The sequence below is a fragment of the Haloarchaeobius baliensis genome (genome assembly GCF_052060055.1).
In the GTDB taxonomy this organism is placed as follows: Archaea; Halobacteriota; Halobacteria; order Halobacteriales; family Natrialbaceae; genus Haloarchaeobius; species Haloarchaeobius baliensis.
Window position 1 is genome coordinate 448,609 of record NZ_JBPPFR010000002.1, and the last position, 25,282, is coordinate 473,890.

Here is a 25,282-nt window from a genome sequence, read left to right on the forward strand (position 1 = left end):
CCGCGTCGTCACCGCTCCCACCCCAGTTCGCCGGGGAGCTCGGTCAGGGGGACGTCGGCCACGTCGACGAACCGCCCGTCCAGTGCCTCGATACCGCCGTCGGTCCGGGGGTCGTCACCGATGTGGACCAGGTCTGCGGGCGCGACCTCGAGGCGGGCCGCCGTCGTCTCGAACAGCTGCGCGGCGGGCTTGCGCCACCCGCAGCCGACGCTGCTGACGACGGCGTCGAAGTCGTCCCGGGAGAGCGCCGACCGGACGAGCGTCCGGCCGACCAGCTCCGGCACCGAACAGTTCGAGCAGAGGGCGACCGGTCCCTCACTGCGAGCGGCCGCGACCGCGTCGACCGCACCGTCGCGGGTGCGGATCTCCGGGTCGAAGGCGGCGACGACCGCCCGGCGGGCCGCGTTGCCAGGTGCGTCGACGCCACGGCTCGCGAGGGCCGCGGAGACGTGCGCCGGGAGCGGAACCTCCGCTCCCTCCGGCGCGTCGATGTGTCTCTCGCGGTAGGCCGCCGCCCAGTCGTCCGGGACCGCCACGTCGCGGGCCGTCAGCTCGGCCGCGACACGCGCCGCCGGGTCATCCTCGCCCGCATCGACGCGTTCGACCAGCGTCCCGAACAGGTCGAACGAGACTGCCACTACCCTGAGACTAGCGCAATTCTACTTGAACGACGCGGTCCCGGCGTGCCGTGTGGTCCTGCCGCCCTACAGGCCGATGTGCGAGGTCGAACTCGGCATGTCGTCGTCATCGTCGTCGCCGTCGTCGTCCACGCCGCCCTCGTGGCTGAACTCGTAGGTCGCGTCGTCGAGGTACACCGTCCCGTCCTCGATGGTCACGTCCACGCCGACGAGCGTCGTCTCCGCCGCCTCGCCGTTGTCGCAGTGGCCCGAGCAGCTGTCGAACATCGAACCGTGCTTCGGGCAGACGATCTGGCCGTCACGCATCGCCGCACCGAACCCGCGGTCGAGCTTCTGTGCCTCGTGTGTACACCGGTTCACCCACGCCTCGACCCCGTCCTCGCAGGGGACGAGGATGACCTCCTCGGGCTCGCCGTAGGGGTCCCGCACGGTGAACAGCCACGAGCGCTCGTCGTGGACCGTCTCGACGTCGATCAGCTCCGTCATACGCGGTCCGTGGAGTGCCACCCGCCTAACTCCTGCGGGTGGCCCGGGGGCGCTCGCTTTTGTCCCCGGAGCGCCAAGGACGGGACATGGCGGCGCCACTCGGCATCGACGTCGGCTGGAACGTTCCGACGCTGACGCTCGCGTTCCATCTCGCGGTCGCGCTGGTGTTCGCAGTCGCCGCGACGCTCTCGCTGGTCGGCGGTGGCGCGCTCCTCGGCGTCGCACTCCAGGCCTCGATGGCCGCGCTCGTCGCCGGTCTCGGTGTCGCGGTCGCACGACTCGTCTGACCCTTCCGATGGGTCCCGGGGCGGTGTCGCTCGCCCTCGTCGTCGGGACACCCGGAGCCACGTCACGGCACGTCGTCCAGTCGAAGTGACAGTTTTCAGATGATATATTGCCCGAGAGAGCGATTGTACACGTATGTATCGGGTTCTGGTGCCGGTCGACACGAACGAGGACAGAGCACTCACCCAGGCGAAGTTCGTCGCATCGCTCCCCCACGCGGCGGAGGCAGTCGAAGCCATACTGCTGTTCGTGTTCCACGGCGAGGCCGACGAACTGCCGGACGAACTCAAGCGCTTCGGCACGCCACAACGGATCGACTCCGTTCGACGGGCGAGCGAGTACCTCGAGGAACACGGCATCGACGTCAAGACACGCGAGGACAGCGGTGACACCGCCAGGGACGTCATCGACCTCGCCGACAGCGAAGACGTCGACCTGATCGTGCTCGGCGGGCGGAAGCGATCACCTGCCGAGAAGGTGCTCTTCGGGAGCATCTCGCAGTCCGTCCTCCTCGGGACGGACCGCCCAGTCGTGGTTACCGGCGGCCACCGCGACTGAAGACTGCGACACCTTGTGCCCGCCGCGCCTGGAGCGGGCCCGCGGCTCGTCGAACTGGCGCCGCCCCGTCGCGGAGCCAGATGATGGTGTCTCCGGGGGCGTCCTCTGGCACGCAGACCACCCCGTAAACGGCGCTATCGCTCTACTCTGAGAACACGGGAGAAGACGGGCGGTGAACCCGACAGAGGGCGGCGCCCTCTCCTTAATTTCGAGTCCGCCCTCCCCGATTTGAACGGGGGACAAGTCGATCTACAGTCGACTGCTCTACCAGTCTGAGCTAAGGGCGGGCGCACTCTCACGTAGTCGCCGAGTACAATTTAAGGGTTATCATTCGCGCTCCGTCGGCCGGCTGGTCGGCGTGTAGTACGACCGGTGTCAGACACAGCAGGTAGATTGAAATAGTTGGCGCACAGAATTGTGGGCGAAGCGGGTATGAGTAAGATTACCGTGCGTGCGGACGACGAGCTGGTCGAGCGCCTGGAGGCGCGCGAGGAGTCGAAGAGCCAGCTCGTCCGAGAGGCGCTCCGTGCGTACCTCGACGGGGAGATCGCGGAGCCGTCGACGGGGCCGGCCGGCCAGCCGGCCGACACGCTCGACGGGTTCCTCGCCGACCGCGTGACGGAGATCGTCGACGAGCGGATCGCGAATCGGATGCGGACGCGGGAGCAGGACGTAAACGTGAACCTCCGGTTCGAGGGCGCGACCCCGGAGCGCGCGTCGGCATCCGACGAACCGGCCGCGACGCCCGAGCCTGCGGCTGTCGACACGAGCTGTGGACAGTGCGGCGAGTCGCTCGACGGCGACCACGTGTACTGCCCCAACTGCGGGGAGAAGGCCTCACGTCGGGTCTTCTGTGATTGCGGCGACGAGATCAGGTCGGACTGGGCGTTCTGCCCGAGCTGCGGGCGTCGGACGCCTGCGGCGGACGTGTTGGACTCGGCGTAGGACAAATCCGAGGTGTCGTCACACATGACGACGGCTCGGACATTGAAATAGGCGGTACCTTTATTATGTATGACACAGTGCATACAATCGCGTAAGACGGTTGTCTTACACACCGGGGATTCGGGAGAATACGGGGCTCCCGCGTACGATTTCGGTGTGTAAGACGAAACGCGTGCGAAAGTATCCCACGCGGAACGTCTTACCCAAAGGGGAATCAGAACCATGGAGCGTGTGACACTGCGAATACCGAAGCAGCAGATCGAGGAGGTTGAACAGATGGTCGAGACGGGCGAGTACCCGAACCGGAGCGAAGCGATCCGGTCGGCAGTCCGTGAGATGCTCAACGAGCAGAACGACCGCTCGAACGAAAAGTCCCAGCGAACCTGGGCCAAGGTCTAACGATGCAGGATATCGTCCAAGAAGCCCTCGAACACGAGGAACGAGAGCAGAAACAGCAGGCCGACACGACAGGTGACGAGTTCGGCGATCCGCGCATCGTTATCGTCGGCTGCGGTGGCGCCGGCAACAACACCGTCAACCGACTGTACAACATCGGTGTCGACGGTGCCGACACGGTCGCCATCAACACCGACAAGCAGCACCTCAAGATGATCGAGGCCGACACGAAGATCCTGGTCGGCAAGTCCCTCACCAACGGGCTCGGCGCGGGTGGCGACCCCTCGATGGGCGAGCGCGCGACCGAGATGGCGCAGGGAACGATCAAGGAGGTACTCGGCGACGCGGACCTCGTGTTCGTGACCGCCGGCATGGGTGGCGGCACCGGTACCGGTGCCGCGCCCGTCGTCTCCAGCATCGCGAAGGAGCAGGGTGCGATCGTCGTCGGCATGGTGTCGACGCCGTTCAACGTCGAGCGCGCCCGCACGGTGAAGGCCGAGGAGGGGCTTGAGAAGCTCCGCGACGAGGCCGACTCCATCATCGTGCTGGACAACAACCGGCTGCTCGACTACGTCCCGAACCTGCCCATCGGCAAGGCGTTCTCGGTCATGGACCAGATCATCGCAGAGACCGTCAAGGGCATCTCGGAGACCATCACCCAGCCCAGCCTCATCAACCTGGATTACGCCGACATGACCTCTATCATGAACCAGGGTGGCGTCGCGGTGATGCTCGTCGGCGAGACACAGGACAAGAACAAGACCCGCGAGGTTGTGAACGACGCGATGAACCACCCGCTGCTGGACGTGGACTACCGTGGTGCATCCGGTGGTCTCGTCCACATCACGGGTGGCCCCGACCTCACGCTGAAGGAGGCCGAGGGCATCGCGAACAACATCACCGAGCGGCTGGAGGCCAGTGCGAACGTCATCTGGGGCGCACGCATCCAGGAGAACTACAAGGGCAAGGTCCGCGTCATGGCCATCATGACCGGCGTCCAGAGCGCGCAGGTGCTCGGCCCGAGTACGCAGAAGCAGGCCAACAAGTCCCGCCAGGCGATCGACGGTGTCGACGAAGCCGAGTTCGAAGCCCAGCCCGGCGGACAGCCGGTCCAGAACGGCGGCAACCAGTCGCTGAACGGCGGCTCGAGCTCCGGGAGCACCTGGGGCGACGGCGGCCAGGAGGAGATCGAGCAGAACAACGGCCTCGACGTCATCCGCTGACTCGGTATCCGCACCATTCTTTCGACCCGACCGGCGAGCGGTAGTGCCGGCCGAAATCAGTCCAGCACGGACGTAAACGCCGTCTCGGAGCGGAACGCGTCTGTCGCGACGGCGAACGGGTCGACCGTCTCCGACCCGTCGGTGACGACCCAGTCGCCAGACTCTGTCCACTCCCAGCCAGCGTCGCGGACGAGCGTCTCGCCGCAGTAGCTGCCGAAGGAGCTGACGACGCGCTCGAACGCCCGTGCGTCGGGGCTGCCCGAGGCGTCGGGTTCGACGCCGACGAACCGTCGCGACTCGAACCGCTCGTCGACCGCGTCGTCGAGCCGCGACAGCGAGTCGGTCGTGAAGTCGAGGTCGTAGTCGCCCCAGAAGTCGGCACAGTCCTCGGCCTCGTGGGCGAACAGCTCGGGCGGGTCGGACGGGCGGTCGGTCCCGATGGGGTCGAGGTCGGGTTCGTCGCCGTCGTCCGACGGTGCGGTGGCGTACATCCGGTCGGGGTCGGACGCCGGGGTCGCACGCTCGGCGGGGTCCTCGATGGAGTCGTCCGACGACGACGACCGCAGCAGGCTCCGTAGCGTGTCCAGCAGTCCCATGGTCGGCGTTTCGGGGCGCGTCGGAAATCGGTTTCGGGGTGCGTGTCTTACACACCGACGCGCCCCCTGGGTCGCACGGGCGGGAGTCGCGAGAACAGCGGTTTCAGGCGACCTCGAGCGAGTCGAGCAGCGAGCACTTCCGGCAGCGGTCGCGCGTCGTCGTCGCGCCACAGTCCTCGCACTCGTGCAGGTCGGGGCCGTCGCCGTCCTCGTCGTACCGGTCCGCGAGCACGCCCGCGAGCTCCTCGTAGCCGGCCATGATGGAGTGGCGGGTGCCGGGGTGGTTCTCCTCCAGCTCGTACAGCAGCTGCTGGATCTCCCCGCGGTAGGCCTCGCTCGAGTGCGGGCACTCGGTGATGTGTGCGGGCAGGTCCCTGAGGTGGCAGTAGAGCGCGACCTCCTTCTCGGGCACGTCACGCAGTGGCTTCGCGCGGGGGACGAACTCGTCCTGCTCGCTGCGGGCGTCCTCGCCGTCGAACCCCCCGATGGAGGCGTCGAAGTGCTTGGCCATCTGGGCGACGTCGCCCTCCAGGAAGTTCATCATCGCCGTCTGAGCCTCGTCGTCGAGGTTGTGGCCGGTCAGCAGCTTGTCCGCGCCGAACTCGTCGGCGTAGCGCTCCAGCAGGTCGCGCCGGAAGACGCCGCAGTACGCGCAGGCGGCCATGTTCTCGGGGTCGTCCTCGACAACGTCGTCCATGCGGACGCCGAACTCCTCCTCGTAGGTGACGAGTTCGTGCCGCATGTCGAGGTCGGCGGCGAGCTCGACGCAGGCGTCGACGCTCTCGTCGCGGTAGCCCTCGATGCCCTCGTGGATGGTCAGCGCGACGAGCTCGATGCGGGGGTCCTCCGCGAACGTCTCGTCGAGGATGTGGGTGAGGACGACGCTGTCCTTCCCGCCGGAGAGCCCGATGACCCACGTCTCGGGGTCGTCGGGTGTCGCGTCTCGGGGCACCAGGCCGTCCTCGCGGACGCGCTTTCGCACCCGCTTCTCGACGGACTCGCAGAAGTGGGACTCGCAGAGGTGCGCGCCGGAGTAGGCGGCGTGCATGACGGCCTCTCGGCCGCACCTGGTGCAGTCGGTCATCGGCAGGTCCTACCTCGTCCGGCGGGATACGGGTTTCGCTGTCGCTCAGGTGGTGTCCGGCCCACCGTCCACCGCCGCCAGCACGTCGTCCACGTACTCGTCGCGACGGCGCGAGGAGAACAGCTCGTGGCCGCCGTCGTAGAGCCGAACCTGGCGGGCGTCGACGGCCTCGCCGATGGTTCGCACGCTGACGATCTGGTCGCGGAGCGAGCAGAACACCACGGAATCCTCGTCGACGGTCGGACGGTCATCGTGCCCGCGGCTCGCCTCCCGGATGAACCGGGGCGACACCTTGTCGGGGATGTCGGCCAGCTGGCGGTCTGTCGTCAGCTCCCCGATGGCGCGCCGGTCGTCGACGCCGGAGGGGATGAACTTCGCGTCGAGCCCGAGCGTCGAGACGAGCGAGAACAGCACGCCCTTCGACTCCGGCGGGAAGTCCCACCACGGGCTGAGGTATGTCGTCGTCTCGGCACCGTCGAGGTACGCCGCGATGAGCCCGCCCGTGCTGTGGCCCGCGAGCCGGTACTCGTCGAGGCTCGCGACGTACGACCGCACCGGCTCGACGTAGTCCGCATAGAAGTCGTCCGGGAACACGGGGATCTGGAGCGCGTGGACCCGGTAGCCGGCGTCCGCGAACTGCTCGACCAGCCAGTCGACGTTCTCGTGCTCGTGCCGGTTCCCCCAGCCGAGGACGAAGACGAGGTCGGACTCGCCGCCCTCGTTCGTGACCCGTGGTTGCATACCACGGGCGTCGAACCGGCGCGGCATAAACGTCCCAGAACCGGTGGCCCGCTGTTCCCGGTTTCTGCGGTCCGGCCCCCGCCACCGTCTCGGACACGTATTTGTGCCCTCCCCTGCAAGCCGGTGCCATGCATCCGGCGTCACGCCGTGCCGTCCTGACCGCCGTCGTCGCGAGCCTCGGTGGCTGTCTCAGCACGTTCGACACCGTCGAGGCCCCCGGTACCCATCCGCCCGGCGCCGAGCTCCGCCTCGACATCGAACGCCCGGGCGAGAACGGCGAGCGCGTCTACGTCCACAACGACGGCTCGACCGACGTGCCGATGCGCGGCTACCTGCTGGAGTACGACGATGGCGTCGTCTACGAGTTCGACCGCCTCACGCTCGAACCCGGCAGCTGGGTCGCCGTCGAGTCGACGAGCGTCCTCGAGGGCATGGACCGCTCAGACCCCCCGAAGTTCGTCCGGGGCGCGAACCGCGACGACCAGCTCTGCCCCGACGGTCGCGTCACCCTCGTCGGCCCGCAGGGGACCATCGTCGGCAGTACGACCTGCGACGGGTGAGGTGCTCGATTCTGCGTGTTTACGCGACAAATCTGGCGCGCGCTGGCGAGCGTGCCGAAGGCCGCGAGCCATTCCGCGCGAGGGACGAGCATCGGAGCGAAGCGAGAAGCGGTCACGAGACGCGGAGCGTCTCGTGAGCACACCGGAAATCTTCGATTTCCGGGGACGTTACCGGAACTCTACGAGTTCCGGTCAGCAGCCAGAAATCGAAGATTTCTGGCCACGTTGCCGGACTACGCCCGGCAAGCAGTCAGAACGCGGAGCGGTCTGACAACGCAGCGAGTCCCGGGAGTCGAGAGCCTCGGGGCTTTCTGGCCGTTAGCGGTTCCAGACACTCACATCGATGAATGAGCGTTCTTGATGTTCTCGCTCCCGCAAGGCAGTGCAAACGAGCACGAAAACCCGGAACGACGCGTCACGGGTTCCACAGCACTCACAACCCCGACCACCGTGCACCAGTAGCAATGAGCGAATCGTGGCGCACCCGGCTGCAGCGGCTCGGGTTCAACCTGTGGCCGTCCTACCGGGGCACGGGCGGACGGGTCCGGTACATCGCGGAGGACTGGCAGGAGGTCAGGGTCGAGATCCCCCGGAACCTGCGGACGCGGAACTACATGGGGACGACGTTCGGCGGGAGCATCTACGGTGCGTGCGACCCCATCTACGCGATGATGCTCATCCAGGCGCTGCCCGACGAGTACACGGTGTGGGACAAGTCGGCGTCGGTGCAGTTCAGACGGCCCGGAACCGAGGACCTGTACGCGCGGTTCCGGGTGTCCGACGAGGAGCTGGCGACCATCCGGGAACGGCTGGCCGACGAGGAGAGCCTCGACCGCGAGTACGAGGTCGACGTCGTCGCCGCCGACGGGACGACGCACGCGACCGTCGAGAAGACGGTGTACGTCGGCCGGGACTGACCGGCAACAACCTTCTTGGGTGTCTGGACCTCAGTTCCGACGATCACCGAACCTCGTTCCCCACGGCTGTCGTCGCTGCCCGAGCGACCGTCAGCGGCGCGTACGGCCGACGAGGCCATCGACGGTGGTGAGCGATGGCGCTGCAGCTGACGCCGTACCACCTGCCGCTCGTCTGCTCGCTCGTGCTCTCGGTAACGGTCGCCGTGTTCGCGGCCCGGAACCGCGACGCACCGGGCGGTGCCCCGCTCGCGGTGTTCGCGGTGGCGACGGCGGTCTGGACCGTCGGAGAGATCGGCAACGTCAGCACGACGGGGACGGCGGCGAAGACGCTGTGGACGAACGTCGAGATCACGGCCTCGACGCTGGTCCCCCCGGCGTTCCTGCTGCTCGCGCTGGAGTACACCGGCCGGCTCGACGGGGTGGACCGACGACTGCTCGGTTCGCTGGCCGTCGAGCCCGTCGTCCTCTCCCTGCTCGTCTGGACGGCGGGGCACGGACTCGTCAGACCGGAGACCGGCCGTCGCCTCGCCGCTGGCGGCTACTGGATCATCACCGAGTCGCTCGGCCCAGCGTTCTTCGCACACGTCGCCTACTCCTACATCGTCATCGGCGTCGGTGTCGCACTCATCGTGCGCACGTCGCTGCTCTCTCGCGGGGTGTACCTCGTGCAGGGCACCGCGTTCGTCGCCGGAGTCACCGTCGTCCTCGTCGCGAACCTCGCCTACATCTCCGGCGTCACTCCGCCCGGACTCGACCCGACGAACATGGCCTTCGCCGTCTGTAGCCTGCTCCTGCTCCTGGCCATCCGCTCTCAGCGCCTGCTCGACGTGTCGCCGGCGACGCGGGAGCTCGCCCGCGACGAGCTCATCGCCACGCTCCCGGACGCCATCGTCGTCCTCAACGAGTCGAACCGGGTGGTCGACGCGAACCCGGCCGCCGCGGACGTGTTCGACATCTCCACGCCGGGTGGGCTCGGCGAGCCGCTGGCGGCGGTGGCACCGTCGCTGGCCGGCGCGCTCGGAGACGGGACGCGTATGCTCGCGCTCGAACGCGACGGCGAGACCAGGCACTACGACCTGCAGACGTCCGAACTCGACCGTGGGTACGGCACCGTCACGGGGCGGGTCGTCACCCTCCGGGACGTCACCGGGCGCAAACAGACGGAGGAGCGCTACCAGACGCTGCTCGACCGGTCGCTCGACATCATCACCGTCATCGACGAGCGCGGTGAGATAACCTACGAGACGCCGTCGGTCGAGGAGGTGCTCGGCTACGACCAGTCCACCCTCGTCGGCGACTCCGCGATCGAGTACGTCCACCCGGACGACCGCGGGCAGCTCACGGAGTCGCTCGCCGGCCAGCTCGCCGAGCCGGGCTCGGAGGCCACGCTCGAGTTCCGCTTCCGGCACGCCGACGGCTCCTGGCGCTGGCTGGAGGCCCGTGCTCGCAACCGGACCGACGATCCGGTCGTCGACGGCATCATCGTCAACTCCCGGGACGTCACCGAACGCAAGCGCCGCGAGCAACAGACCGACGTGATGCGCCGGCTCCTCCGGCACAACCTCCGCAACGACATGACAGTCGTCCAGGGCTACGCTGGCCTGCTCTCGGAGGCCGCCGCCGAGGACGCGGGCGACACGGCCACGTACGAGACGCCTGCCGACGCACCCGTCGCGGAGTACGTCGACGCCATCGAGGAACGGGTCGAGAAGGTCGTCGAGCGCAGCGACAAGCTCCAGCGCGTCACCACAGAACTCAGGACCGACGAGCGACGGCTCGTCGACCCGGCCGCGGTCATCGAGGAGACGGTCGACACCGTCCGGCACACGACGCCCGAGGTGAGTGTCGACACCGACATCGGCGACCTCCCGCCGATTCGGGCTGGCGACGCGTTCGAGGTCGTGTTCACCGAGCTGGTGGAGAACAGCGTCGAGCACTGCGACGACGACCCTACGATCACGGTCACGGCGACGGCAGCGCCCGATGCCGTCCACGTGCAGGTACGCGACGACGGCCCGGGCATCCCGATGGACGAGCTCGACCCGCTGCGGAACCGCCGGGAGACCGCGCTCGAACACGGCAGCGGCGTCGGGCTCTGGCTCGTCATCTGGGTCGTCCGCTCGGTCCGGGGCGACCTCGAGTTCGCGGTCGACGACGGTACGACCGTCACCCTCCGATTTCCCCGTGCCGACGGGGGCACCGCTGCCAGCGTGGCCGAGACGCCCGTCGACGGAGCGAGGCCGTTATCCACCTCCGACGAGTAACCGCCGGTATGAGCCTCCCACGTGACGACGCGCTGGACCGCGTCGCGTCCATCCTCGACACCATCGAGCACGAGCAGATGCCCGTGCCCGTCCGCGAGGTCTGGGTGTACGGCGACGTTGCGCTCGGGCTGGACCCCGTCGACCGCCTCGACGTCTACCTCACCAAGGACATCCTGCTCGGCGGCGACGCCACCCGCGCCGACGAGTTCGAGGCCGAGTACGGCGTCCAGGGCGTCGGCCACACCGTCCGCACCGAGTGGGCCGACGAGCACCCGGAGTACCTCCGCGCGAACGCCAACGGCCACGCAGCCCCCGAGAAGTGCCTGGGCGCGCACCTGCTCCCCGACGAGGACGAACCCGTCCACCTCGAGGTGTGCAACGCCAGCTTCGAGGACAACGTCACCCAGCGCCTTGCCGGGGCGAAGCGCCGCGAGGACTGGTCCACCCTGCTCGACCCCCGCGGCGTCTGCCTCTGGGTCGACGGTCAGCGCAGCGACGAGGCGATGCGCAAGCTCCGGGCGTCCGAACTCGCACTGCCGACGCTCTCCCGGGCGCTCGAGATGCTCGGGCTGGAGGAGGAACAGGCCCAGGAAGGGGCTGCGGAGCTGCACGAGTGGCGCGAGCAGCAGGACGGGGCGACGGTTCGGGGCGACGTGGTGTAACCTCGCTACTGCTCGCGGGTCGTTCCTCCCCGCTCGCACTTCTGAGACGTCTCGCTGGCGCTCGCCGTCTCCCTACTCCTCCACGCCTCGCTTCGCTCGCCGTTCCGGTACGAGGTTCTTCGCTGGCGCTCGGAACCTCGCTACTGCTCGCGGGTCGTTCCTCCCCGCTCGCACTTCTGAGACGTCTCGCTGGCGCTCGCCGTCTCCCTACTCCTCGAACCAGAACGTGCCGTCTTTCTGCACGAGCTCGCCGTCGATGGTGATGCTCGAGTCCTCGCTCATGTCGACGATCATGTCCATGTGGATGGCCGAGTCGTTGCGCTCGACGTCGCAGTCCTCGGGGACGTTCTCCTCGTAGGCCCGCCCCAGCGCCATGTGGACGGTGTCGCCCATCTTCTCGTCGAACAGCATGTTGTACGTGAACCGGTCGATGTCGCGGTTCATGCCGATTCCCAGTTCGCCGATGCGCTTTGCACCCTCGTCGGTGTCCAGCACGGCGGCCAGCACCTCCTCGTTCTTCCCGGCGCTGAAGTCGACGACCTCGCCGTCCTCGAAGGTGAGGTGGACGTCCTGCACCTCCCGCCCGTGGGCCATCAGCGGCATGTCGAACAGCACCTCGCCCTCGACCGAATCGGGGACCGGCGCGGTGAACACCTCGCCGCCCGGCAGGTTGTTCTCGCCGTGGTCGTTCTTCCCGACGGTGCCCTCGATGCTCATCACGATGTCCGTCGTGTCGCCGCTCACGATGTGGACCTCGCTGCCCTCGTCGAGTTTGTCCGCCATCGGCTGCTGGAACTCGCGCTGTTCCTCCCAGTCCTTGTTGATGGCGCCCCAGACGAACTCCTCGTAGGCCTCGGTGCTCATCTCGGCGTCCTGTGCGTTGCCCGGCGCGGGGTACTGGGTGCCGACCCACCGTTTCTGCATCATCTGGGACTGGATGGGCTGGAACAGCGTCGCCATCGCGGTGTTCTTCTCCGGCGGGATGTCTCCCTGCTCGTGGGTGTTCTTCGCCGCGCGGATGCCGACCGTGGCGTCGACGTGTTCGACCATCGCTGCGAGCGTGTCCGGCACGTCGTCGTAGTTCTCGGGGTCCATCGCGTGCATGAACGCCCGGTGGGCCCGCGACGGGCGACTCCAGACGACGGGGAAGGCCCCTCGCTTGCCGATCTCCTCGTGGAGGGCGATCAGGAGGTCCTCGGCGAGTTCGCCGCCGGAGAGGAGGACCTCGTCGCCTGCCTGCAGGTCGATGGAGTGGTCGACGATGATGCGTGCGTGTTCGCGGACTCTCTCGTCCATACCGGAGCCTGTCCCGCACGGGAGATAATGATTTTCAGAAGAGGAATTCTGTATAGTGGCTGATGGTTTGTCGGCTGGTCAGTGGTCGAAGCCCTCCTCGAATCTGAAGACCCCGTTACGCTGGACCACCTCGCCGTCGACCTCGATGAACGAGTCCTCGCTCATGTCCACGAGCAGGTCGACGTGGAGCGAGCTCTCGTTGCCCGTCATCCCCTCGGGCACCACCTCGTCGAGACAGCGGCCGAGCGCGAGGTGGACGGTGTCGCCCATCTTCTCGTCGAACAGCATGTGGTTCGTGAGCTGGTCGATGTCGCGGTTCATGCCGATGCCGAGCTCGCCCAGCCGTCGCGAGCCCTGGTCCCGGTTCAGGATGGACTCCAGCGTCCCCTCGCCGGAGTCGGCCTCGAACTCGACGACCTCGCCCGACTCGAACCGGAGCCACACGTCCGCCAGCTCCTCGCCGCGGGTGACGACGGGCAGGTCGAACAGCACCTCTCCCTCGACCGAGTCCGGCACCGGCACGGTGTACGCCTCCCCGCCGGGCAAGTTGCGCTTCGCGTAGTCGTTCCCGGCGTCCATCCCGCCGACGCTCATCCTGATGTCGGTCGTCTCACCACTGACGATGCGGACCTCGTCGGCGGGGTCGAGGATGTCCACCAGCTGCTGCTGGAATCTCCGCTGCTCGTCCCAGTCCTTCTCGATGGCGTCGTAGACGAACGCCTCGTAGGCGTCGGTGCTCATCTCGGCCGCCTGGGCGTTGCCCGGCATCGGGTGCATCGTCCCGACCCAGTCCATGTCGAGGTGCGCTTCCATGATCTGCTGATTCGCCTCGCCAAGCGCGTTCGACACCTCGTCGGCCACGTCGACCGTCTCGCGGGTGTTCTCCATCCCCCAGGCCATGACGAGCTTGTCCGCCGCCTCGAGCGCCGCCAGCTTCTGGTCCTTCAGCGCAGCCGCCTCGGGGTCGAACTCGCGGAGGTAGGCTCGTGACGCCCGGGGGCTCGCCCCGATGCGCATCGGGATGGCGTCGCGCTTGCCGAGCTCCTCGTACAGCGCCACGACGAACTCCTCGACTGCGGGTTTTGCGTCGACGAGCACCCGGTCGCCGGGCTGGACGTCCAGACAGTGGTCGACGACGATGCGGGCGTGCTCCCTGATGCGGGGATCCATGCACTGTGGCTGTGCCGGGGGCCACAAAACGGCTCGCAGAAATTCGTTTCTGTGCGACTACACAGACTGTTCGGCTCCGGCCCCCCCGGCCATCGCACCGGCGAGGACGACACAGGGTGTGGCGACGCACGAAGCCGTCTGGACGAGGTGGTAGAGGACCCCTTCCGGGTCGACGAGGTAGCCGGGTTCGGGCGATGCCACCAGCACCTGGCCGAGGTAGAGGGAGACGTACCCGAACACGGTGGCAATGAGTACGATTCCGAACACCGACCGCCACTCGCTCGCCGGGTCGTGCTCCCGACCCCAGACGTGGCCGAGACCGAACAGCAGTACCCAGTTGAGGACGAAGCTCAGCGGGAAGGCGGTGGCGGTCAGCAGTCGCAGCAACGCGGGGTCCGTCTGCAGGTCGAGCAGGAAGACGAGCCCGAACCCGGTGACATGCCACCGCGCCAGACCGGCGAGGAGGCCTGCCACACCGAGTCCAATCGCCCATCGGAGCGTCAGCGTCGAATCCGCGCCGGACTCCCGGACGGACCGTTCCGACACGCGACGCCGGACGGACGCGACAGACGCACCGCCGAGCAGGACGAACGGTGTGGCGAGTATCGGCAGCACCTCGACGATGCCGAAGCCGGCGATTCCGAGTGGCCACCCGTAGGCTGCCTGCTCGGGGAACAGAAACCGGGGAAGCACGGCCAGCCCGAATCCGAGGAGATGTGACGCCGTGACGGCGACGAGCGCGTGCTGATACTCGGACTCCACTGCGACGTCCGTCGCCCAGAGGTAGCCGACGGCCAGCAGCAGGAACGGGTTCATCAGTGCCAGCAGGAGGCCCAGCTGCTGGGACGAGAGTGCTCCCGTGAGGACCCCCGGATACGTACTGAGCGCGACCTCGGCTCCCTGTACTGCGCCGACCAGGAACCCGACGCCGCCGAGCAGGGGGAGCCAGCGCCGGGGGTTCCCGTCCGCGTGTGTCGAAACACCGGAGACGTGTGCGTTCGTATCAGTCATCTGTAATCGAATCCGTGAGTATGAAACGCAATTGTCTGTCCACTATTAAATATTCCTGCCAGGACTGAACAGAACGAATAAATTATCGCTGTACGTTGGTAAGCTGTCGCAGCAGGGCAACTCGCGCCGACTGCTGTCGGCTTTCGCTCGGAACCGCCCTACTGCGCCACGGTTCGCTGCGCTCGCCGTTGCGGTTCGAGGTTCTGAGCGCCAGCTAAGAACTTCGCTCCTGCTCGCGGGTCGCATTGCTCCCCGCTCGCATGTCGGAGACGCCTCGCTGGCGCTCGGCGTCTCCCTACTCCTCACGGCTCGCTGGCGCTCGCCGTTCGGATGTTGGCGGTTCCTCGCTGGCGCTCGGAACCGCCTTATTCCTCGAACCCGTCCTCGAACACGAACGTCCCGTCGCGCTGCACCACTTCACCGTCGACCTCGATGAACGAGTCCTCGCTCATGTCGACGATCATGTCCATGTGCATCGCGCTCTCGTTGAACGGCTGGCCGTCGGGCACGGTGTGCTCGATGGCCTGCCCGATGGCCAGGTGGATGGTGTCGCCCATCTTCTCGTCGAACAGCACGTTGTAGGTGAACCGGTCGATGTCGCGGTTCATGCCGATGCCGAGCTCGCCCAGCCGGCGTGCGCCGTCGTCCGTATCGAGCACGGCACCGAGCACCTCCTCGTTCTTCTCGGCGGCGTGCTCGACGACCTCGCCGTCCTCGAACGCGAGCCAGGCACCCTCGATCTCGCGGCCCTGTGCCATCAGCGGTTTGTCGAACAGCACCTCGCCCTCCACCGAATCTGGCACGGGCGCGGTGTACACCTCGCCGCCGGGCAGGTTGAGCTCGGCGTAGTCGTTCGCGGTGACCATGCCGTCGACGCTCATCCGGATGTCGGTCGTCTCGCCGCTCTTGATGTGGACCTCGTCGGCGGGGTCGAGGATCTCGACCATGTGCTCCTGGAACTCGCGCTGTTCCTCCCAGTCCTTGTTGACGGCATCGTAGAGGAACTCCTCGTAGGCGGCGGTGCTCATCTCGGCGTCCTGTGCGTTGCCCGGCGCGGGGTACTGGGTGCCGACCCAGCGCTTGCCCATGCGCTCCACCTGGACCGGCTTCCAGGCCTGGGCCAGCGCGGAGCGTGTCTCGGGGGCCACGTCGCCCGCCTCGTTCGTGTTCTCGTCGCCACGGACGATGATGACCACGTCGGCCTCCTCCATCTCCGCGAGCTTGTGCTCGGGCAGGGTGAAGTCCTCGGGGTCCGAGGCGCGCATGAACGCCCGGTTCGCACGCGAACTGTTCATCGTGTAGGTCGGGTTCGCGCCCTTCTCGCCGAGCTTCTCGGCGATGGCGGCGACCAGGTCCTCCGCGACCGGCGGGGCGCTGACGATGACGTTGTCGTCCGCCTCGACCTGCGTGGAGTGTTCGACGATGATCTCTGCGTGTTCTCGGATTCGTGAGTCCATGTTCCAGTGGACTCGCGTCCGGTTGTTAACGGTTTCCAGAAGAGACGTTCTGTCGTTCAGCTGGTGGTTCGTTCGGTGTCGACGACGACGCCACGCTCGTCGAGGGTGAGGTCGAGCCGTTCGTCGTCGGCCTCGACGCGGACGCGATAGCGTGGCGGGTCCTCGCCCGTCTGCACGGTCTCGCCGTCGGTGAGGAACGGGAGCGTCCACGGGAGCCGGTCGGCGATGTCGATGTCGTGGGCGTCGCAGAACGCGATGAAGGTCTGATCGCGGAGCACCGCGGCGCCGGCGGACGAGCGCGTGAACGCGCCACAGCGTTCGCACGACGTCTCGTAGCTGTACTCGACCTGGACGTCGACATCGGGTTCGCCGATCTCACGGTCGACCCTGCCCGAGCACTCCGGACAGATGCCGCCGGCGAGCAACTCGATGCGGGCGTACGTCCGTCGCGTGGCGAGCGAGAGGAGCTCGTGCATCGACCGGTCGGTGGCTGCACCGGGCGTGACGGACGTCCGAAGGACCGTGTGGTCGTTCTCGCAGGTGACGTCGAGGTCGCCGTCGTCGAACCGGGCGACGAGTTCGGTGTCGCACATCGGGCACGGGTCGTCGAGAGGCTCCGGTTCGAGCTGGACGTCCGTGTCGTACGTGCCGCCGAGGATGGCACCGACGACCTCGCGCCCCGCGTAGGTGAGCACGTAGCCCTCGTCGGTCTCCTCGACGAACCGCCCGCGGAGCTTCCCGAGGTGATAGTTGAACCGGCCGGAGTCGGTGACGCCGGTGCGCTCGCGGAGCTCGGAGAACGTCAGGGCGCGCTGTTCGGGCCCCTCGCGTCTGGCCTCGACGAGCGCCTCGAGGACGGCGACGCGAGTCTCGTCGCCCAGCACGGCGAAGGCGTCGGAGACATCGCGCACGTCGGCCGATTCCACGGTCCCCGTCGTGTCGTCGTTCATGGCCGACATTGCTCCCGCAGCGAGCAAAAGTCCCGCGGCGTCTGGCTGGCCGGTGCGGCACGGGGTCGGCGGTCAGTCCCCGTCGCCCACCCGCCCGGTCGTCACGTAGAACGGCACCGTCTCGACCCGCCGGTAGTCGCCGTCGGCGGCCTGCGCGGCGGCCTCGCGGCCCATCTCGCGCCAGGACTCCCGGAGGTCGTCGTACTCGGCGTCGGACAGGGTCGCCCGCAGGCTCGCCTCGTCGCTGGCCAGCCCCGCGCCGCTGGCCTTCTTCGCGACCGCCTGCAGGTCGGCCTCGTCGTACGGCGGCGCAACCGTCCGGGTGTGCTCGTACCGGCGCATCTCGACGTCGACCAGGCCGGCCTCGCGCAGGAGCCCGGCCGCGTCGCTACCGAGCGCCGGGTCCACGTCGCTGCCGGCGATGTAGGCCGCCCGCGCCGCCCGCGCCAGCCCGGCCTCGCGCTCGACCGTCGAGTCCACCGTGACAGCCGCGTTGTCCGGCTCGACGACGGCCACCCGGTCGGCCGCGACCCGGGCGAACTCCTCCACCGCGACTGCCGGGTCGGGCAGGTTCACCAGCAGCGCCTGGCAGGTCACCACGTCGAACGCCCCGTCGCGGAACGGGAGCCGCGTCGCGTCGCCAGCCACGACCGGGACGAACTCGCCCGCTACCGCCAGCAGTTCGGGGTCGGCGTCGCAGCCCACCACCTGCCCGTCGGTCTCCTCGGCGAGCACCCGCGAGAACTCGCCCGTGCCACAGCCAACGTCGAGCACGCTGTCGGCGCTCCCGAGTTCCAGCGGGTCGAGCGCCGCGCGCGAGTCCGCCCACATCCCGCTGCGGGTGTGTTCGAGGTACTCCGCGTCGAATCGTCGCACGACCCGCCGTTGGTCGCCACGGCTCAAAAGCGATTGGAAGCGGTTCGGGGGTGGGCTGGCGATGTCCTCGAACCAACCGGGTGGCGCGCGGTCTGGCGAGCGTGCCGAGCGAGAGCGAGGCCGCGAGCCGACGCTCGTGCGAGGGATGAGGAGCGCAGCGGGTGGGAGACGCGAGCGCCAGCGAGCGTCTCCACGCGGAACGGCGAGCGCCAGCGAGCCGTGGAGCAGCGAGCACCGCAGGAGGCTGGGGAGGCGTGAGGTGCGGTGCTGTGCGGGGCGGGACTGAAAGGGGCGGCGGGCTACGCGAACCCCGACGCAGCAAGCACCGCAGGAACGAGGAGCGCAGCAAGTCGCGGGAGCGTAGCCCGCCGGGGCTTTCTGGCTGTTGTGGGAATCGGTTGCTCTCGTCGGTGGTGGGGCCGTCTGGCTATTCGAGATTCCAGAGTAGGCCATCACAGACACGACTTGCCGACGGGTTCCACTGCAACAGGTGCCGCAGAAATCGACCGGAAACCCCCGGTTCAGACGTCGTCCCGGAGCTCCCGGACCTTGTCGACGTTCCAGGCGAAGCTGCGGCCGTCCTCGGTGGGGGTCTCCAGCACGAGCGGCTGGTCGCGGACGAGCTCGTGGTTGACGAACGCGTGCATGCCGTCGTCGCCGATGTAGCCGTCGCCGATGTGGGCGTGCTCGTCCTTGTTGGTGCCACAGTCGTGCTTGGAGTCGTTGAGGTGGACGCAGGCGAGCTTCTCCGCGCCGACGACGTCGTCGAACTCGGCCATCGTCTCGTCGACGGCCTCGGGCGTGGAGAGGTCGTAGCCCGCCGCGAACATATGGGCGGTGTCCAGACAGACCTCGAGGTCGTGGCTGCACTGGTCGAGGACGCTCGCGAGGTGCTCGAAGTCGCCGCCGAGCTTGGTGCCGGAGCCCGCGTCGGATTCGACGAGCACGGTGACGCCGTCCGGCACGTCGAGCTCGTCGAGCGCGCTCGCGGCGTTCGCGATGCCCCCCTCGACGCCCGCGCCGGTGTGGGCCCCGAGGTGGACGTTCACGTAGTCGATGTCCAGTTCGGCGGCGGCGTCGACCTCCTGCTGCATGGAGTCGATGGACTTCTCGCGCAGGCCGTCCTTGGGCGTGCAGAGGTTCACCAGGTACGAGGCGTGGATGACCCACGGGCCCTCCAGGGACTTCGCGGTCCCCTCGCGGAAGGCCGCGGCCTCCTCGTCCTCGATGCTGCCGTGGTCCCACACCTGTGGGGAGTGCGTGAAGATCTGTCCGCAGTTGCCGCCGATCTCGAGCTGGTTCCCGACGGCGTTGTCGACACCGCCTGCGATGGAGACGTGTGCGCCTACCTTGACCATATTCTGGGGTGGGGGTAGGGGGGCAAAGTGGCTTCGGAAGCGACCGACCGTGGGAGTTGGATGTCGCGTCGTGGGTGACTGCGCTGAATGTCCGAATGTCCCGGATTGCGGTCTGACGGTGGTACGACGTGTGAACTGCTCGTCCTAGAACAGCCAGAAAGCCCCTGCTCGCTCGACGGCTGCAACTCGCTGCGGTCCTCGCTCCGCTGCGGTCCTTTCGTCGTTTCGCCTGTCGAGCGAGCAGCCCCTTTCAGTCCTCCCGCAGCGACCGCACCGCACCTCACGCCTCCCCAGCCGATTGCGGTGCTCGGTCGCTAGCGCTCCCTGCGCTCCTCATCCCTCGCACGAGTGAGGCGAGCGGCCTTCGGCACGCTCGCCAGTCCGCGCGCCACCCGGCTGGTCGACAGCCGAAGGGAGCCCAAGTTCACAAAACACGTACCCTCGAACGAGAACGAGCTAGCGCGAATCGTCCCGGTCGCGCACCCACGCGTCGGCGTCGTACTTCGATTCGACCAGCTCCCGGGCGGCGTCGAGTTCGCCGTCGGTCCACGACCCCTCGTCCGCACCTGCCCAGTCCGCCAGCGAGTCCTCCAGGGCGGCGACGAAGGTCTCGCGGTCGACGCCGGCCTGCTGGCGGACCCCGGTGACGCGCTCGCGGAACTGCGCGGGGGTCACGTCGTGGTCGGCGAACACGCCGAGGTGGCGGTCGGGTGCGAGGTCGAAGGAGATGGAGCCGTGCTGGATGACGGCGTCGCGCTGTCGGTACTGGGCGTTCCCGGAGAGCTTCCGGGGCTCGTCGCCGCCGTCGGCGAGCACGTCGTGAGCGGGATGGATGCCCCGGAGATAGCACGCCGGCTGGTGGATCTTGGGGTACTCCTCGTCGGCGAAGTCGGCGTCGACACCGACGGCCCGGATGGCGTCGAGGACGGGTTCACAGAGCAGCTCGTAGCAGTCCATGAGCGACCCCGGCAGCTCGTCGGCGGGGGCGATGATGCTGTAGGAGACGTCGGCGTGGCTGTCGTGGTAGATGCCGCCGCCGCCGGTCTGCCGGCGGGTCACGTCGATGCCCTCGCGCTCGCAGAACGCCCAGTCGACGCTGTCTGCGGCCTGCTGGTAGCCCATCGAGAGACAGCTGGGATCCCACCGGTAGACGCGGAGGGTGCGGACGCCGTCGGTCGTGGCCGACGCCGCCGCAACCTCGTCCAGTGCCATGTTCGTCGGGCCGTCCCGGGACTCCTCGCGTACCAGTCGCCACTCCCTGTCCGCAGTCATACCTGCGGGTTCGTGGGGTCAGGCCAAAGGCGTTGCGTGACACCCCACGCGACCGGATGCTAGCCGGCGTCGGTGTCGGGCGCCTCGACGGCCTCGTCCAACCCGTCGTCGCGGGCGGTCCGCTCGACGTACGACTCGAGCTCGTCGTCGACCTCACGGTTGCTCTCCGCCGCACTCTCGTCCTGCTCGTCGACGAACTCCGTCTCGCCGGTCACCTTCTGGAACAGTGCGCTGTAGTCCGAACCTGACTGTGTCTTTGACATCGGTGGTTCCTCCGTATCCTCCAGTTCGGATGGACCGGCTTGGCTGTCCGGCCTACCTGGTTTGGTCGGGCGCGGACACCTGGCTTCCCAAAGGTGTTTGACGCTGCCGGTCGCAGCACGAGACATGCGCTGGGTACCGACGTTCCGGGGCGTCATCGACCGCCGTATCCTCGTCAACTTCGCGGTCGACCCCGACGTACTGGACCCGGTGCTCCCCGACCGATTCCGTCCCCGGACCGTCGACGGGCCGGCGGGCGAGCGTGCCATCGGTGGCATCTGCTGCATCCGCCTGACGGCGATGCGCCCGCGGGGACTGCCGGCCGTCGTCGGCGTCACCTCCGAGAACGCGGCTCACCGGATCGGCGTCGAATGGGACGACGACGACGGGGAGACGCGCTCGGGCGTGTACGTCCCGCGTCGGGACACCTCCTCGCGGCTCAACAGCGTCTTCGGCTCGCGGAGCTTCGGCCGGCACTACCACGCCGACTTCGCGGTCAGCGAGGGCGACGGTCGCTACCAGCTCCGGATGACCAATCCGGACCACGACGTCACCGTCCGGGTCGACGCCACGGAGACCACCGGGCTACCCGAGGGGAGCGTCTTCGCCGACGTGTCGGCCGCCTCGGCGTACCACGAGTGCGGTGCGGTCGGCTACTGCCCGGCCCCAGCGGGCGACCGGCTCGAGGGCGTCGAGCTCGCGACCGACGAGTGGCACGTCGAGCCGCTCTCGGTCGACTCCGTGCACGCGAGCTTCTTCGAGCAGTTCCCGGACGACGCCGTCAGCTTCGACAACGCGCTGTTGATGCGGGACATCGGTCACGAGTGGCGGCCGCGACGGGCCGTCGCGACCACCGGAACGACACGATCGAGGCCGTGACGGCGCGATTCCGCGGGGAAGGGCTAAGACCGACCCACGCTAGTAGCGTGCATGGGTAGCACGAGATGAGTGTCATCGTCGAGTTCCGCGTCGACCCGGACCAGTTCACGCTCGGCCGTGTCGTCGCCAGCGTGGACGGGCTGCGGGCGGAGATCGAGCGCATCGTCCCGACGGGCAACGAGGCACTCCCGTTCTTCTGGGCCATCGGGGAGTGCTTCGACGAACTCGAAGAGCGGCTGTTCGAGGAGCCCAGCATCGCGGAGTTCACCGTCCTCGACCGCGTCGGGGACTCCGTCCTCTACCGCATCGAGTGGACGGACCCGCACAGCGGCATCATCGACGGGATCTCCGAGACCGGTGGCACCATCCTGCAGGCCCGTGGCAACCACGAGTGGCTGTTCCGCCTCCGGTTCCCCAACCACGACACCGTCGCGCGGTTCCACAACTACTGCCAGGAGAACGACATCACCATCACCATCGACCGGCTGTTCACACTGACGAAGGACGCCGACATCGGCCACGAGTTCGACCTCACGCCCGAGCAGCGCGAGGCCATCGTCCTCGCGGTCAGGCGGGGCTACTTCGCGACGCCGAAGGAGGTCTCGCTGGCCGAACTGGCCGCGGAACTCGACATCTCTCAGCAGGCCGTGTCGGCTCGCGTCCGTGGTGCCAACGAGAAGATCCTCGAGAACGTGCTGCTCTCCTCGGCCGACAACTTCTGACCCTGCGTGGTCATGGCCCTGCCCGCCGTATAAAAGGGTTGACCAGACAATGGCAAACCAATCTATGGCATGCTTCCTACCCGAAGGTGCAGACAGTGACGACCGGTTGCACACCGCTACCGGCTATCCATCTGCATGGGGGAGTAGCCGGTCGCTACGGGGCGGCCTCGGCGAGGGCAGGACCGCACTCGCATGAGGACTCCGCCCACCGCCGCGACCGGTGCGGGGGGATTGCACCGACATCACGGTGCAACGACATCCACGCGACGCCCGGGAGGCGAATCACGTTTCGGTCGACCTGCCACCGAACCGCTGGCTGGGGGGCTACGGTTCCGTCGACCGCCAGCCCGGGGTCGCACGTCGCTTCGACAGTGACTCGGGTTCGTGAGTCCCCACAGGTCTCGTTCTCGTCACCCACCCCCGGCATAACTGGGTGGACTACGCAACCGGACTGGTCTGGAGTTCACGGTGTCACTCGTCCCCGGGAGATGCGGGGCATCGGCGCACCGTAGCGCGTCGACTGAGTCGGGGAACAGACCGTCTGGATCGGTCTCCCCTGCTCAGAGGGTTTTCTTGGCAGGGTTCTGGGTTCCCCCCATCTCCCCCGTCGTCGCGAGCACGGTACCTCGGACGACGTTTCGACACCGCACACTGAGCGACCGTCCCCCGCGAATCACCGATTTGCTATCGCAGTATATGGTTTATCGTGTGGGCGGCAGGGGACACATCGGGCTTTTACCTCCCGACCGGTTACGGGTCGCCATGGTACAGAACGTCGCCCCGCTCGTCGCCGAGCTGGAGCCCGAGGACTTCCACCTCCTCTCGGGCGTCGAGCAGGGGATGCGCTTCTCCGAGTGGGTTCAGCGCTCGAAGATCCCGAAGTTCTCCCGTCTCACCGCCGAGGAGGTCGACTATCGGCTCGACCGCTGTCTCGACCGTGGATTGCTGGAGCGAAAGACCATCCAGTACGAGGGCTACAAGCTCCAGTTCGAAGGGTACGACGCGCTCGCGCTGCACACCTTCGCGGAGCGCGACAGCGTCACCGGCTTCGGCTCCTCGCTGGGCGTCGGCAAGGAGTCCGACGTGTACGAGGTGCAGTCCTATCGACCGATGGCACTGAAGTACCATCGGGAGGGGTTCACCAACTTCCGGGAGGTGATGAAAGAGCGCGACTACACCTCCGACCGCGAGCACGTCTCCTGGCTCTACACCGCGCGCAAGGCCGCCGAGCGCGAGTACGAGCGACTCGAGGAGCTCTACCCAGACGTCTCCGTCCCCAGGCCCATCGACCAGAACCGCCACGCCATCGTGATGGAGAAGATGGAGGGTGTCGAGCTCTCCCGGGCGAAGCTAGACGCTTCCCAGGTCGTCGGCGTGCTCGACCTGGTTCTCGCGGAGATGGCCGAGGCGTACCGGCGGGGGTTCGTCCACGCGGACATGAGCGAGTACAACGTGTTCGTCGACGAGGGCGGCGTCACGGTGTTCGACTGGCCCCAGGCGGTCGAGAGCGACCACGAGAACGCCGCCGAGTTCCTCGCGCGCGACGTGGGGAACATCGTCGGCTACTTCGCCCGGAAGTACCCGGCACAGGTGCCGGAGATCGACGAAGCGGATGTCGTTGCGGCAATCGAGGCCGGCGAGTTCGAGTCGGTACGCGCTCACAGCGACTGAGGCGGCCGTTTCTCCGTGTTCGAGGCATCGGGAGGATTCCCATGCATCGAGGCGATAAACTACATAACACGATATCAAGTGCATCCCCTGCGCGAACAGTTGCCGTCCGAGCCTCGGTCGGTCCGGGTCCCGACGCGGTCGCTGGTCGTTGCCGGCCGACACGCCAGTCCCACGGGCTGGGACAACCCGGCACCGCTTTAGGACCGGGGCGACAAGCGAGACCCACGAAGCATCGCGTAGCGACGACCAGCGTACGACTCTCCACCCCGGATGCCAGAGGACTATCTCCCACACAGGCGGCTCTCGTTGATCCCGACGCGGTCGAACCCGACGTCGAAAGCGACAGAGATGGACACGGATTCCGCGAGCGACGAGGAACCGCCCGTTCCGGCCGTGCTGCAGTCGCTCGAGGACGAGAAGTGTCGGGCGATACTCCGCGCACTGCGGGAGCCGAAGTCCGCGTCGGACCTCTGTGACGAGTGCGGGCTGGCGAACTCGACCGCGTATCGGAAGCTCGAACGGCTCCGTGATGCGGGGCTGGTCAGGGAGTACACCGAGGTTCGCCGCGACGGTCCGAACGCGACGTTGTACGAGCGGGACTTCACGGAGATCTCGGTCCGGATCGACGAGAACGACGAGTTCTCGCTCACCGTCGACCGACCGACCGAGGAGCCGGAGGACCGGATGGCGTCGTTCTGGTCCGAGATGCGGAGGGAGTCATGACGGACCAGCTCGTCCTCGTCCTCGGCATCGTCAAGGTCACTGCTCTGGTGCTCGGTGGTGTCGTCTCGCTCATGGCCTACCGGGCGTACCTCCGGACCAGGCTCGACGGGCTCCAGTACTTCGCGGCCGGGCTGGTGGTGATAACGCTCGGGACCTTCTTCGTGGGCGTGCTCCACCACGTCTTCGGGATTCCGAGCCTCCAGGGCATGCTCTACGAGAGCCTCGTCGCGTGTGGCGGATTCCTGATCATGATCTACGGCCTCTACGGCCAGTAGGCCGGC

Annotated in this window: 28 protein-coding genes and 1 tRNA gene; 14 read left to right on the forward strand and 15 right to left on the reverse strand. The window is 67.7% G+C overall.

Annotated elements, in window-relative coordinates; all coding sequences use genetic code 11:
* Positions 1–8: 8 nt before the first annotated feature.
* Both ACSG06_RS13115 and ACSG06_RS13120 read right to left on the reverse strand, forming a co-directional pair.
* The gene (locus ACSG06_RS13115) at positions 9–638 is read right to left on the reverse strand and encodes an HAD family hydrolase (RefSeq protein ID WP_440990731.1); all 630 of its coding nucleotides are present in this window, start codon (positions 636–638) and stop codon (positions 9–11) included.
* A gap of 66 nt (positions 639–704) precedes the next feature.
* Positions 705–1,124: a Rieske (2Fe-2S) protein gene (locus tag ACSG06_RS13120; RefSeq protein WP_440990732.1), complete on the reverse strand. Its 420-nt coding sequence runs from the start codon at positions 1,122–1,124 to the stop codon at positions 705–707.
* 86 nt (positions 1,125–1,210) lie between these two features.
* On the opposite strand from ACSG06_RS13120, the gene ACSG06_RS13125 reads away from it, so the two are divergent.
* Both ACSG06_RS13125 and ACSG06_RS13130 read left to right on the forward strand, forming a co-directional pair.
* Positions 1,211–1,411 (forward strand): hypothetical protein, encoded by a 201-nt coding sequence (locus tag ACSG06_RS13125; RefSeq protein ID WP_440990733.1) that lies wholly within the window; start codon positions 1,211–1,213, stop codon positions 1,409–1,411.
* Between the two features lie 133 nt (positions 1,412–1,544).
* Positions 1,545–1,967 (forward strand): universal stress protein, encoded by a 423-nt coding sequence (locus ACSG06_RS13130; protein WP_440990734.1) that lies wholly within the window; start codon positions 1,545–1,547, stop codon positions 1,965–1,967.
* Between the two features lie 213 nt (positions 1,968–2,180).
* On the opposite strand, the gene ACSG06_RS13135 is transcribed toward ACSG06_RS13130, so the two are convergent.
* Positions 2,181–2,254 (reverse strand) — tRNA-Tyr (locus ACSG06_RS13135).
* A 145-nt stretch (positions 2,255–2,399) separates the two neighbouring features.
* Here ACSG06_RS13135 and ACSG06_RS13140 point away from each other — a divergent pair.
* The 3 genes from ACSG06_RS13140 to ftsZ all read left to right on the forward strand — a co-directional run bounded on the left by ACSG06_RS13140 (position 2,400) and on the right by ftsZ (position 4,531).
* Complete coding sequence (locus ACSG06_RS13140) at positions 2,400–2,912, forward strand: double zinc ribbon domain-containing protein (protein ID WP_440990735.1); 513 nt, start codon at positions 2,400–2,402, stop codon at positions 2,910–2,912.
* A gap of 222 nt (positions 2,913–3,134) precedes the next feature.
* Entirely contained in the window at positions 3,135–3,311 is a 177-nt protein-coding gene (cdrS, locus tag ACSG06_RS13145; RefSeq protein WP_089735902.1) for a transcriptional regulator CdrS, read from the forward strand.
* Positions 3,312–3,313: 2 nt separating this feature from the next.
* Positions 3,314–4,531 carry a cell division protein FtsZ gene (gene ftsZ, locus ACSG06_RS13150; protein ID WP_440990736.1) on the forward strand — a complete coding sequence of 406 codons (1,218 nt, stop codon included), beginning with the start codon at positions 3,314–3,316 and terminating at the stop codon, positions 4,529–4,531.
* A 56-nt stretch (positions 4,532–4,587) separates the two neighbouring features.
* On the opposite strand, the gene ACSG06_RS13155 is transcribed toward ftsZ, so the two are convergent.
* The 3 genes from ACSG06_RS13155 to ACSG06_RS13165 form a co-directional block, all read right to left on the reverse strand.
* Positions 4,588–5,127 (reverse strand): hypothetical protein, encoded by a 540-nt coding sequence (locus ACSG06_RS13155; protein ID WP_440990737.1) that lies wholly within the window; start codon positions 5,125–5,127, stop codon positions 4,588–4,590.
* A gap of 103 nt (positions 5,128–5,230) precedes the next feature.
* Positions 5,231–6,211, reverse strand: a complete 981-nt coding sequence (gene ncsA / locus ACSG06_RS13160; protein WP_440990738.1) for a tRNA 2-thiolation protein NcsA — start codon at positions 6,209–6,211, stop codon at positions 5,231–5,233.
* A 45-nt stretch (positions 6,212–6,256) separates the two neighbouring features.
* Positions 6,257–6,952 (reverse strand): alpha/beta fold hydrolase, encoded by a 696-nt coding sequence (locus ACSG06_RS13165; protein WP_440990739.1) that lies wholly within the window; start codon positions 6,950–6,952, stop codon positions 6,257–6,259.
* Between the two features lie 128 nt (positions 6,953–7,080).
* Between ACSG06_RS13165 and ACSG06_RS13170 the strand changes: the two genes are divergently transcribed.
* The 4 genes from ACSG06_RS13170 to ACSG06_RS13185 all read left to right on the forward strand — a co-directional run bounded on the left by ACSG06_RS13170 (position 7,081) and on the right by ACSG06_RS13185 (position 11,355).
* Positions 7,081–7,512 carry a lamin tail domain-containing protein gene (locus ACSG06_RS13170; protein WP_440990740.1) on the forward strand — a complete coding sequence of 144 codons (432 nt, stop codon included), beginning with the start codon at positions 7,081–7,083 and terminating at the stop codon, positions 7,510–7,512.
* 464 nt (positions 7,513–7,976) lie between these two features.
* Positions 7,977–8,429, forward strand: coding sequence for a DUF4442 domain-containing protein (locus ACSG06_RS13175; protein WP_440990741.1), 453 nt, complete (start codon positions 7,977–7,979; stop codon positions 8,427–8,429).
* A 134-nt stretch (positions 8,430–8,563) separates the two neighbouring features.
* A complete protein-coding gene (locus ACSG06_RS13180; protein WP_440990742.1) occupies positions 8,564–10,693 on the forward strand; it encodes a histidine kinase N-terminal 7TM domain-containing protein in 2,130 nt (709 codons plus the stop codon).
* 8 nt (positions 10,694–10,701) lie between these two features.
* Positions 10,702–11,355: a DUF7095 family protein gene (locus ACSG06_RS13185; protein ID WP_440990743.1), complete on the forward strand. Its 654-nt coding sequence runs from the start codon at positions 10,702–10,704 to the stop codon at positions 11,353–11,355.
* A 207-nt stretch (positions 11,356–11,562) separates the two neighbouring features.
* Here the strand turns inward: ACSG06_RS13185 and ACSG06_RS13190 are convergent, their stop codons facing one another.
* The 9 genes from ACSG06_RS13190 to ACSG06_RS13230 all read right to left on the reverse strand — a co-directional run bounded on the left by ACSG06_RS13190 (position 11,563) and on the right by ACSG06_RS13230 (position 21,008).
* Positions 11,563–12,651 carry an aminopeptidase gene (locus tag ACSG06_RS13190; RefSeq protein ID WP_440990744.1) on the reverse strand — a complete coding sequence of 363 codons (1,089 nt, stop codon included), beginning with the start codon at positions 12,649–12,651 and terminating at the stop codon, positions 11,563–11,565.
* A gap of 78 nt (positions 12,652–12,729) precedes the next feature.
* Positions 12,730–13,821 carry an aminopeptidase gene (locus ACSG06_RS13195; RefSeq protein ID WP_440990745.1) on the reverse strand — a complete coding sequence of 364 codons (1,092 nt, stop codon included), beginning with the start codon at positions 13,819–13,821 and terminating at the stop codon, positions 12,730–12,732.
* Positions 13,822–13,878: 57 nt separating this feature from the next.
* Positions 13,879–14,832: a hypothetical protein gene (locus ACSG06_RS13200; RefSeq protein WP_440990746.1), complete on the reverse strand. Its 954-nt coding sequence runs from the start codon at positions 14,830–14,832 to the stop codon at positions 13,879–13,881.
* Positions 14,833–15,197: 365 nt separating this feature from the next.
* Positions 15,198–16,289 carry an aminopeptidase gene (locus tag ACSG06_RS13205; RefSeq protein WP_440990747.1) on the reverse strand — a complete coding sequence of 364 codons (1,092 nt, stop codon included), beginning with the start codon at positions 16,287–16,289 and terminating at the stop codon, positions 15,198–15,200.
* 56 nt (positions 16,290–16,345) lie between these two features.
* Positions 16,346–17,239: an ArsR/SmtB family transcription factor gene (locus ACSG06_RS13210; RefSeq protein ID WP_440990748.1), complete on the reverse strand. Its 894-nt coding sequence runs from the start codon at positions 17,237–17,239 to the stop codon at positions 16,346–16,348.
* Between the two features lie 72 nt (positions 17,240–17,311).
* Positions 17,312–18,115: a methyltransferase domain-containing protein gene (locus tag ACSG06_RS13215; RefSeq protein ID WP_440990749.1), complete on the reverse strand. Its 804-nt coding sequence runs from the start codon at positions 18,113–18,115 to the stop codon at positions 17,312–17,314.
* A 521-nt stretch (positions 18,116–18,636) separates the two neighbouring features.
* Positions 18,637–19,473 carry a deoxyribonuclease IV gene (locus ACSG06_RS13220; protein WP_440990750.1) on the reverse strand — a complete coding sequence of 279 codons (837 nt, stop codon included), beginning with the start codon at positions 19,471–19,473 and terminating at the stop codon, positions 18,637–18,639.
* 456 nt (positions 19,474–19,929) lie between these two features.
* On the reverse strand, positions 19,930–20,745 hold the full coding sequence (locus ACSG06_RS13225; protein WP_440990751.1) for a lipoate--protein ligase family protein: 816 nt from the start codon (positions 20,743–20,745) through the stop codon (positions 19,930–19,932).
* 59 nt (positions 20,746–20,804) lie between these two features.
* Entirely contained in the window at positions 20,805–21,008 is a 204-nt protein-coding gene (locus ACSG06_RS13230) for a hypothetical protein (protein WP_440990752.1), read from the reverse strand.
* A gap of 124 nt (positions 21,009–21,132) precedes the next feature.
* On the opposite strand from ACSG06_RS13230, the gene ACSG06_RS13235 reads away from it, so the two are divergent.
* From ACSG06_RS13235 to ACSG06_RS13255, 5 genes are all read left to right on the forward strand, one after another.
* Entirely contained in the window at positions 21,133–21,885 is a 753-nt protein-coding gene (locus ACSG06_RS13235; RefSeq protein WP_440990753.1) for a DUF2071 domain-containing protein, read from the forward strand.
* 65 nt (positions 21,886–21,950) lie between these two features.
* Entirely contained in the window at positions 21,951–22,607 is a 657-nt protein-coding gene (locus ACSG06_RS13240; protein WP_440990754.1) for a helix-turn-helix domain-containing protein, read from the forward strand.
* A gap of 762 nt (positions 22,608–23,369) precedes the next feature.
* Positions 23,370–24,278, forward strand: a complete 909-nt coding sequence (locus tag ACSG06_RS13245) for a serine/threonine-protein kinase RIO2 (protein WP_440990755.1) — start codon at positions 23,370–23,372, stop codon at positions 24,276–24,278.
* A 348-nt stretch (positions 24,279–24,626) separates the two neighbouring features.
* Positions 24,627–25,001 carry a helix-turn-helix domain-containing protein gene (locus ACSG06_RS13250; protein ID WP_440990756.1) on the forward strand — a complete coding sequence of 125 codons (375 nt, stop codon included), beginning with the start codon at positions 24,627–24,629 and terminating at the stop codon, positions 24,999–25,001.
* A complete protein-coding gene (locus tag ACSG06_RS13255; RefSeq protein WP_440990757.1) occupies positions 24,998–25,276 on the forward strand; it encodes a DUF7521 family protein in 279 nt (92 codons plus the stop codon). The genes ACSG06_RS13250 and ACSG06_RS13255 overlap by 4 nt, the downstream gene beginning before the upstream one ends.
* Positions 25,277–25,282: the final 6 nt, after the last annotated feature.

Excerpts from the sequence above, each read along its gene's own strand:
- ACSG06_RS13190 (WP_440990744.1), bottom strand. The coding sequence starts at position 12,651 with ATGGACGAGAGAGTCCGCGAACACGCACGCATCATCGTCGACCACTCC.
- ACSG06_RS13130 (WP_440990734.1), top strand. The coding sequence starts at position 1,545 with ATGTATCGGGTTCTGGTGCCGGTCGACACGAACGAGGACAGAGCACTC.
- ACSG06_RS13200 (WP_440990746.1), bottom strand. The coding sequence starts at position 14,832 with ATGACTGATACGAACGCACACGTCTCCGGTGTTTCGACACACGCGGAC.
- ACSG06_RS13225 (WP_440990751.1), bottom strand. The coding sequence starts at position 20,745 with ATGACTGCGGACAGGGAGTGGCGACTGGTACGCGAGGAGTCCCGGGAC.
- ACSG06_RS13195 (WP_440990745.1), bottom strand. The coding sequence starts at position 13,821 with ATGGATCCCCGCATCAGGGAGCACGCCCGCATCGTCGTCGACCACTGT.
- ACSG06_RS13170 (WP_440990740.1), top strand. The coding sequence starts at position 7,081 with ATGCATCCGGCGTCACGCCGTGCCGTCCTGACCGCCGTCGTCGCGAGC.
- ACSG06_RS13175 (WP_440990741.1), top strand. The coding sequence starts at position 7,977 with ATGAGCGAATCGTGGCGCACCCGGCTGCAGCGGCTCGGGTTCAACCTG.
- ACSG06_RS13230 (WP_440990752.1), bottom strand. The coding sequence starts at position 21,008 with ATGTCAAAGACACAGTCAGGTTCGGACTACAGCGCACTGTTCCAGAAG.
- ftsZ (WP_440990736.1), top strand. The coding sequence starts at position 3,314 with ATGCAGGATATCGTCCAAGAAGCCCTCGAACACGAGGAACGAGAGCAG.
- ACSG06_RS13205 (WP_440990747.1), bottom strand. The coding sequence starts at position 16,289 with ATGGACTCACGAATCCGAGAACACGCAGAGATCATCGTCGAACACTCC.
- ACSG06_RS13240 (WP_440990754.1), top strand. The coding sequence starts at position 21,951 with ATGAGTGTCATCGTCGAGTTCCGCGTCGACCCGGACCAGTTCACGCTC.
- ncsA (WP_440990738.1), bottom strand. The coding sequence starts at position 6,211 with ATGACCGACTGCACCAGGTGCGGCCGAGAGGCCGTCATGCACGCCGCC.
- ACSG06_RS13165 (WP_440990739.1), bottom strand. The coding sequence starts at position 6,952 with ATGCAACCACGGGTCACGAACGAGGGCGGCGAGTCCGACCTCGTCTTC.
- ACSG06_RS13155 (WP_440990737.1), bottom strand. The coding sequence starts at position 5,127 with ATGGGACTGCTGGACACGCTACGGAGCCTGCTGCGGTCGTCGTCGTCG.
- ACSG06_RS13180 (WP_440990742.1), top strand. The coding sequence starts at position 8,564 with ATGGCGCTGCAGCTGACGCCGTACCACCTGCCGCTCGTCTGCTCGCTC.
- ACSG06_RS13245 (WP_440990755.1), top strand. The coding sequence starts at position 23,370 with ATGGTACAGAACGTCGCCCCGCTCGTCGCCGAGCTGGAGCCCGAGGAC.
- ACSG06_RS13140 (WP_440990735.1), top strand. The coding sequence starts at position 2,400 with ATGAGTAAGATTACCGTGCGTGCGGACGACGAGCTGGTCGAGCGCCTG.
- ACSG06_RS13255 (WP_440990757.1), top strand. The coding sequence starts at position 24,998 with ATGACGGACCAGCTCGTCCTCGTCCTCGGCATCGTCAAGGTCACTGCT.
- cdrS (WP_089735902.1), top strand. The coding sequence starts at position 3,135 with ATGGAGCGTGTGACACTGCGAATACCGAAGCAGCAGATCGAGGAGGTT.
- ACSG06_RS13250 (WP_440990756.1), top strand. The coding sequence starts at position 24,627 with ATGGACACGGATTCCGCGAGCGACGAGGAACCGCCCGTTCCGGCCGTG.
- ACSG06_RS13235 (WP_440990753.1), top strand. The coding sequence starts at position 21,133 with ATGCGCTGGGTACCGACGTTCCGGGGCGTCATCGACCGCCGTATCCTC.
- ACSG06_RS13220 (WP_440990750.1), bottom strand. The coding sequence starts at position 19,473 with ATGGTCAAGGTAGGCGCACACGTCTCCATCGCAGGCGGTGTCGACAAC.
- ACSG06_RS13125 (WP_440990733.1), top strand. The coding sequence starts at position 1,211 with ATGGCGGCGCCACTCGGCATCGACGTCGGCTGGAACGTTCCGACGCTG.
- ACSG06_RS13120 (WP_440990732.1), bottom strand. The coding sequence starts at position 1,124 with ATGACGGAGCTGATCGACGTCGAGACGGTCCACGACGAGCGCTCGTGG.
- ACSG06_RS13185 (WP_440990743.1), top strand. The coding sequence starts at position 10,702 with ATGAGCCTCCCACGTGACGACGCGCTGGACCGCGTCGCGTCCATCCTC.
- ACSG06_RS13210 (WP_440990748.1), bottom strand. The coding sequence starts at position 17,239 with ATGAACGACGACACGACGGGGACCGTGGAATCGGCCGACGTGCGCGAT.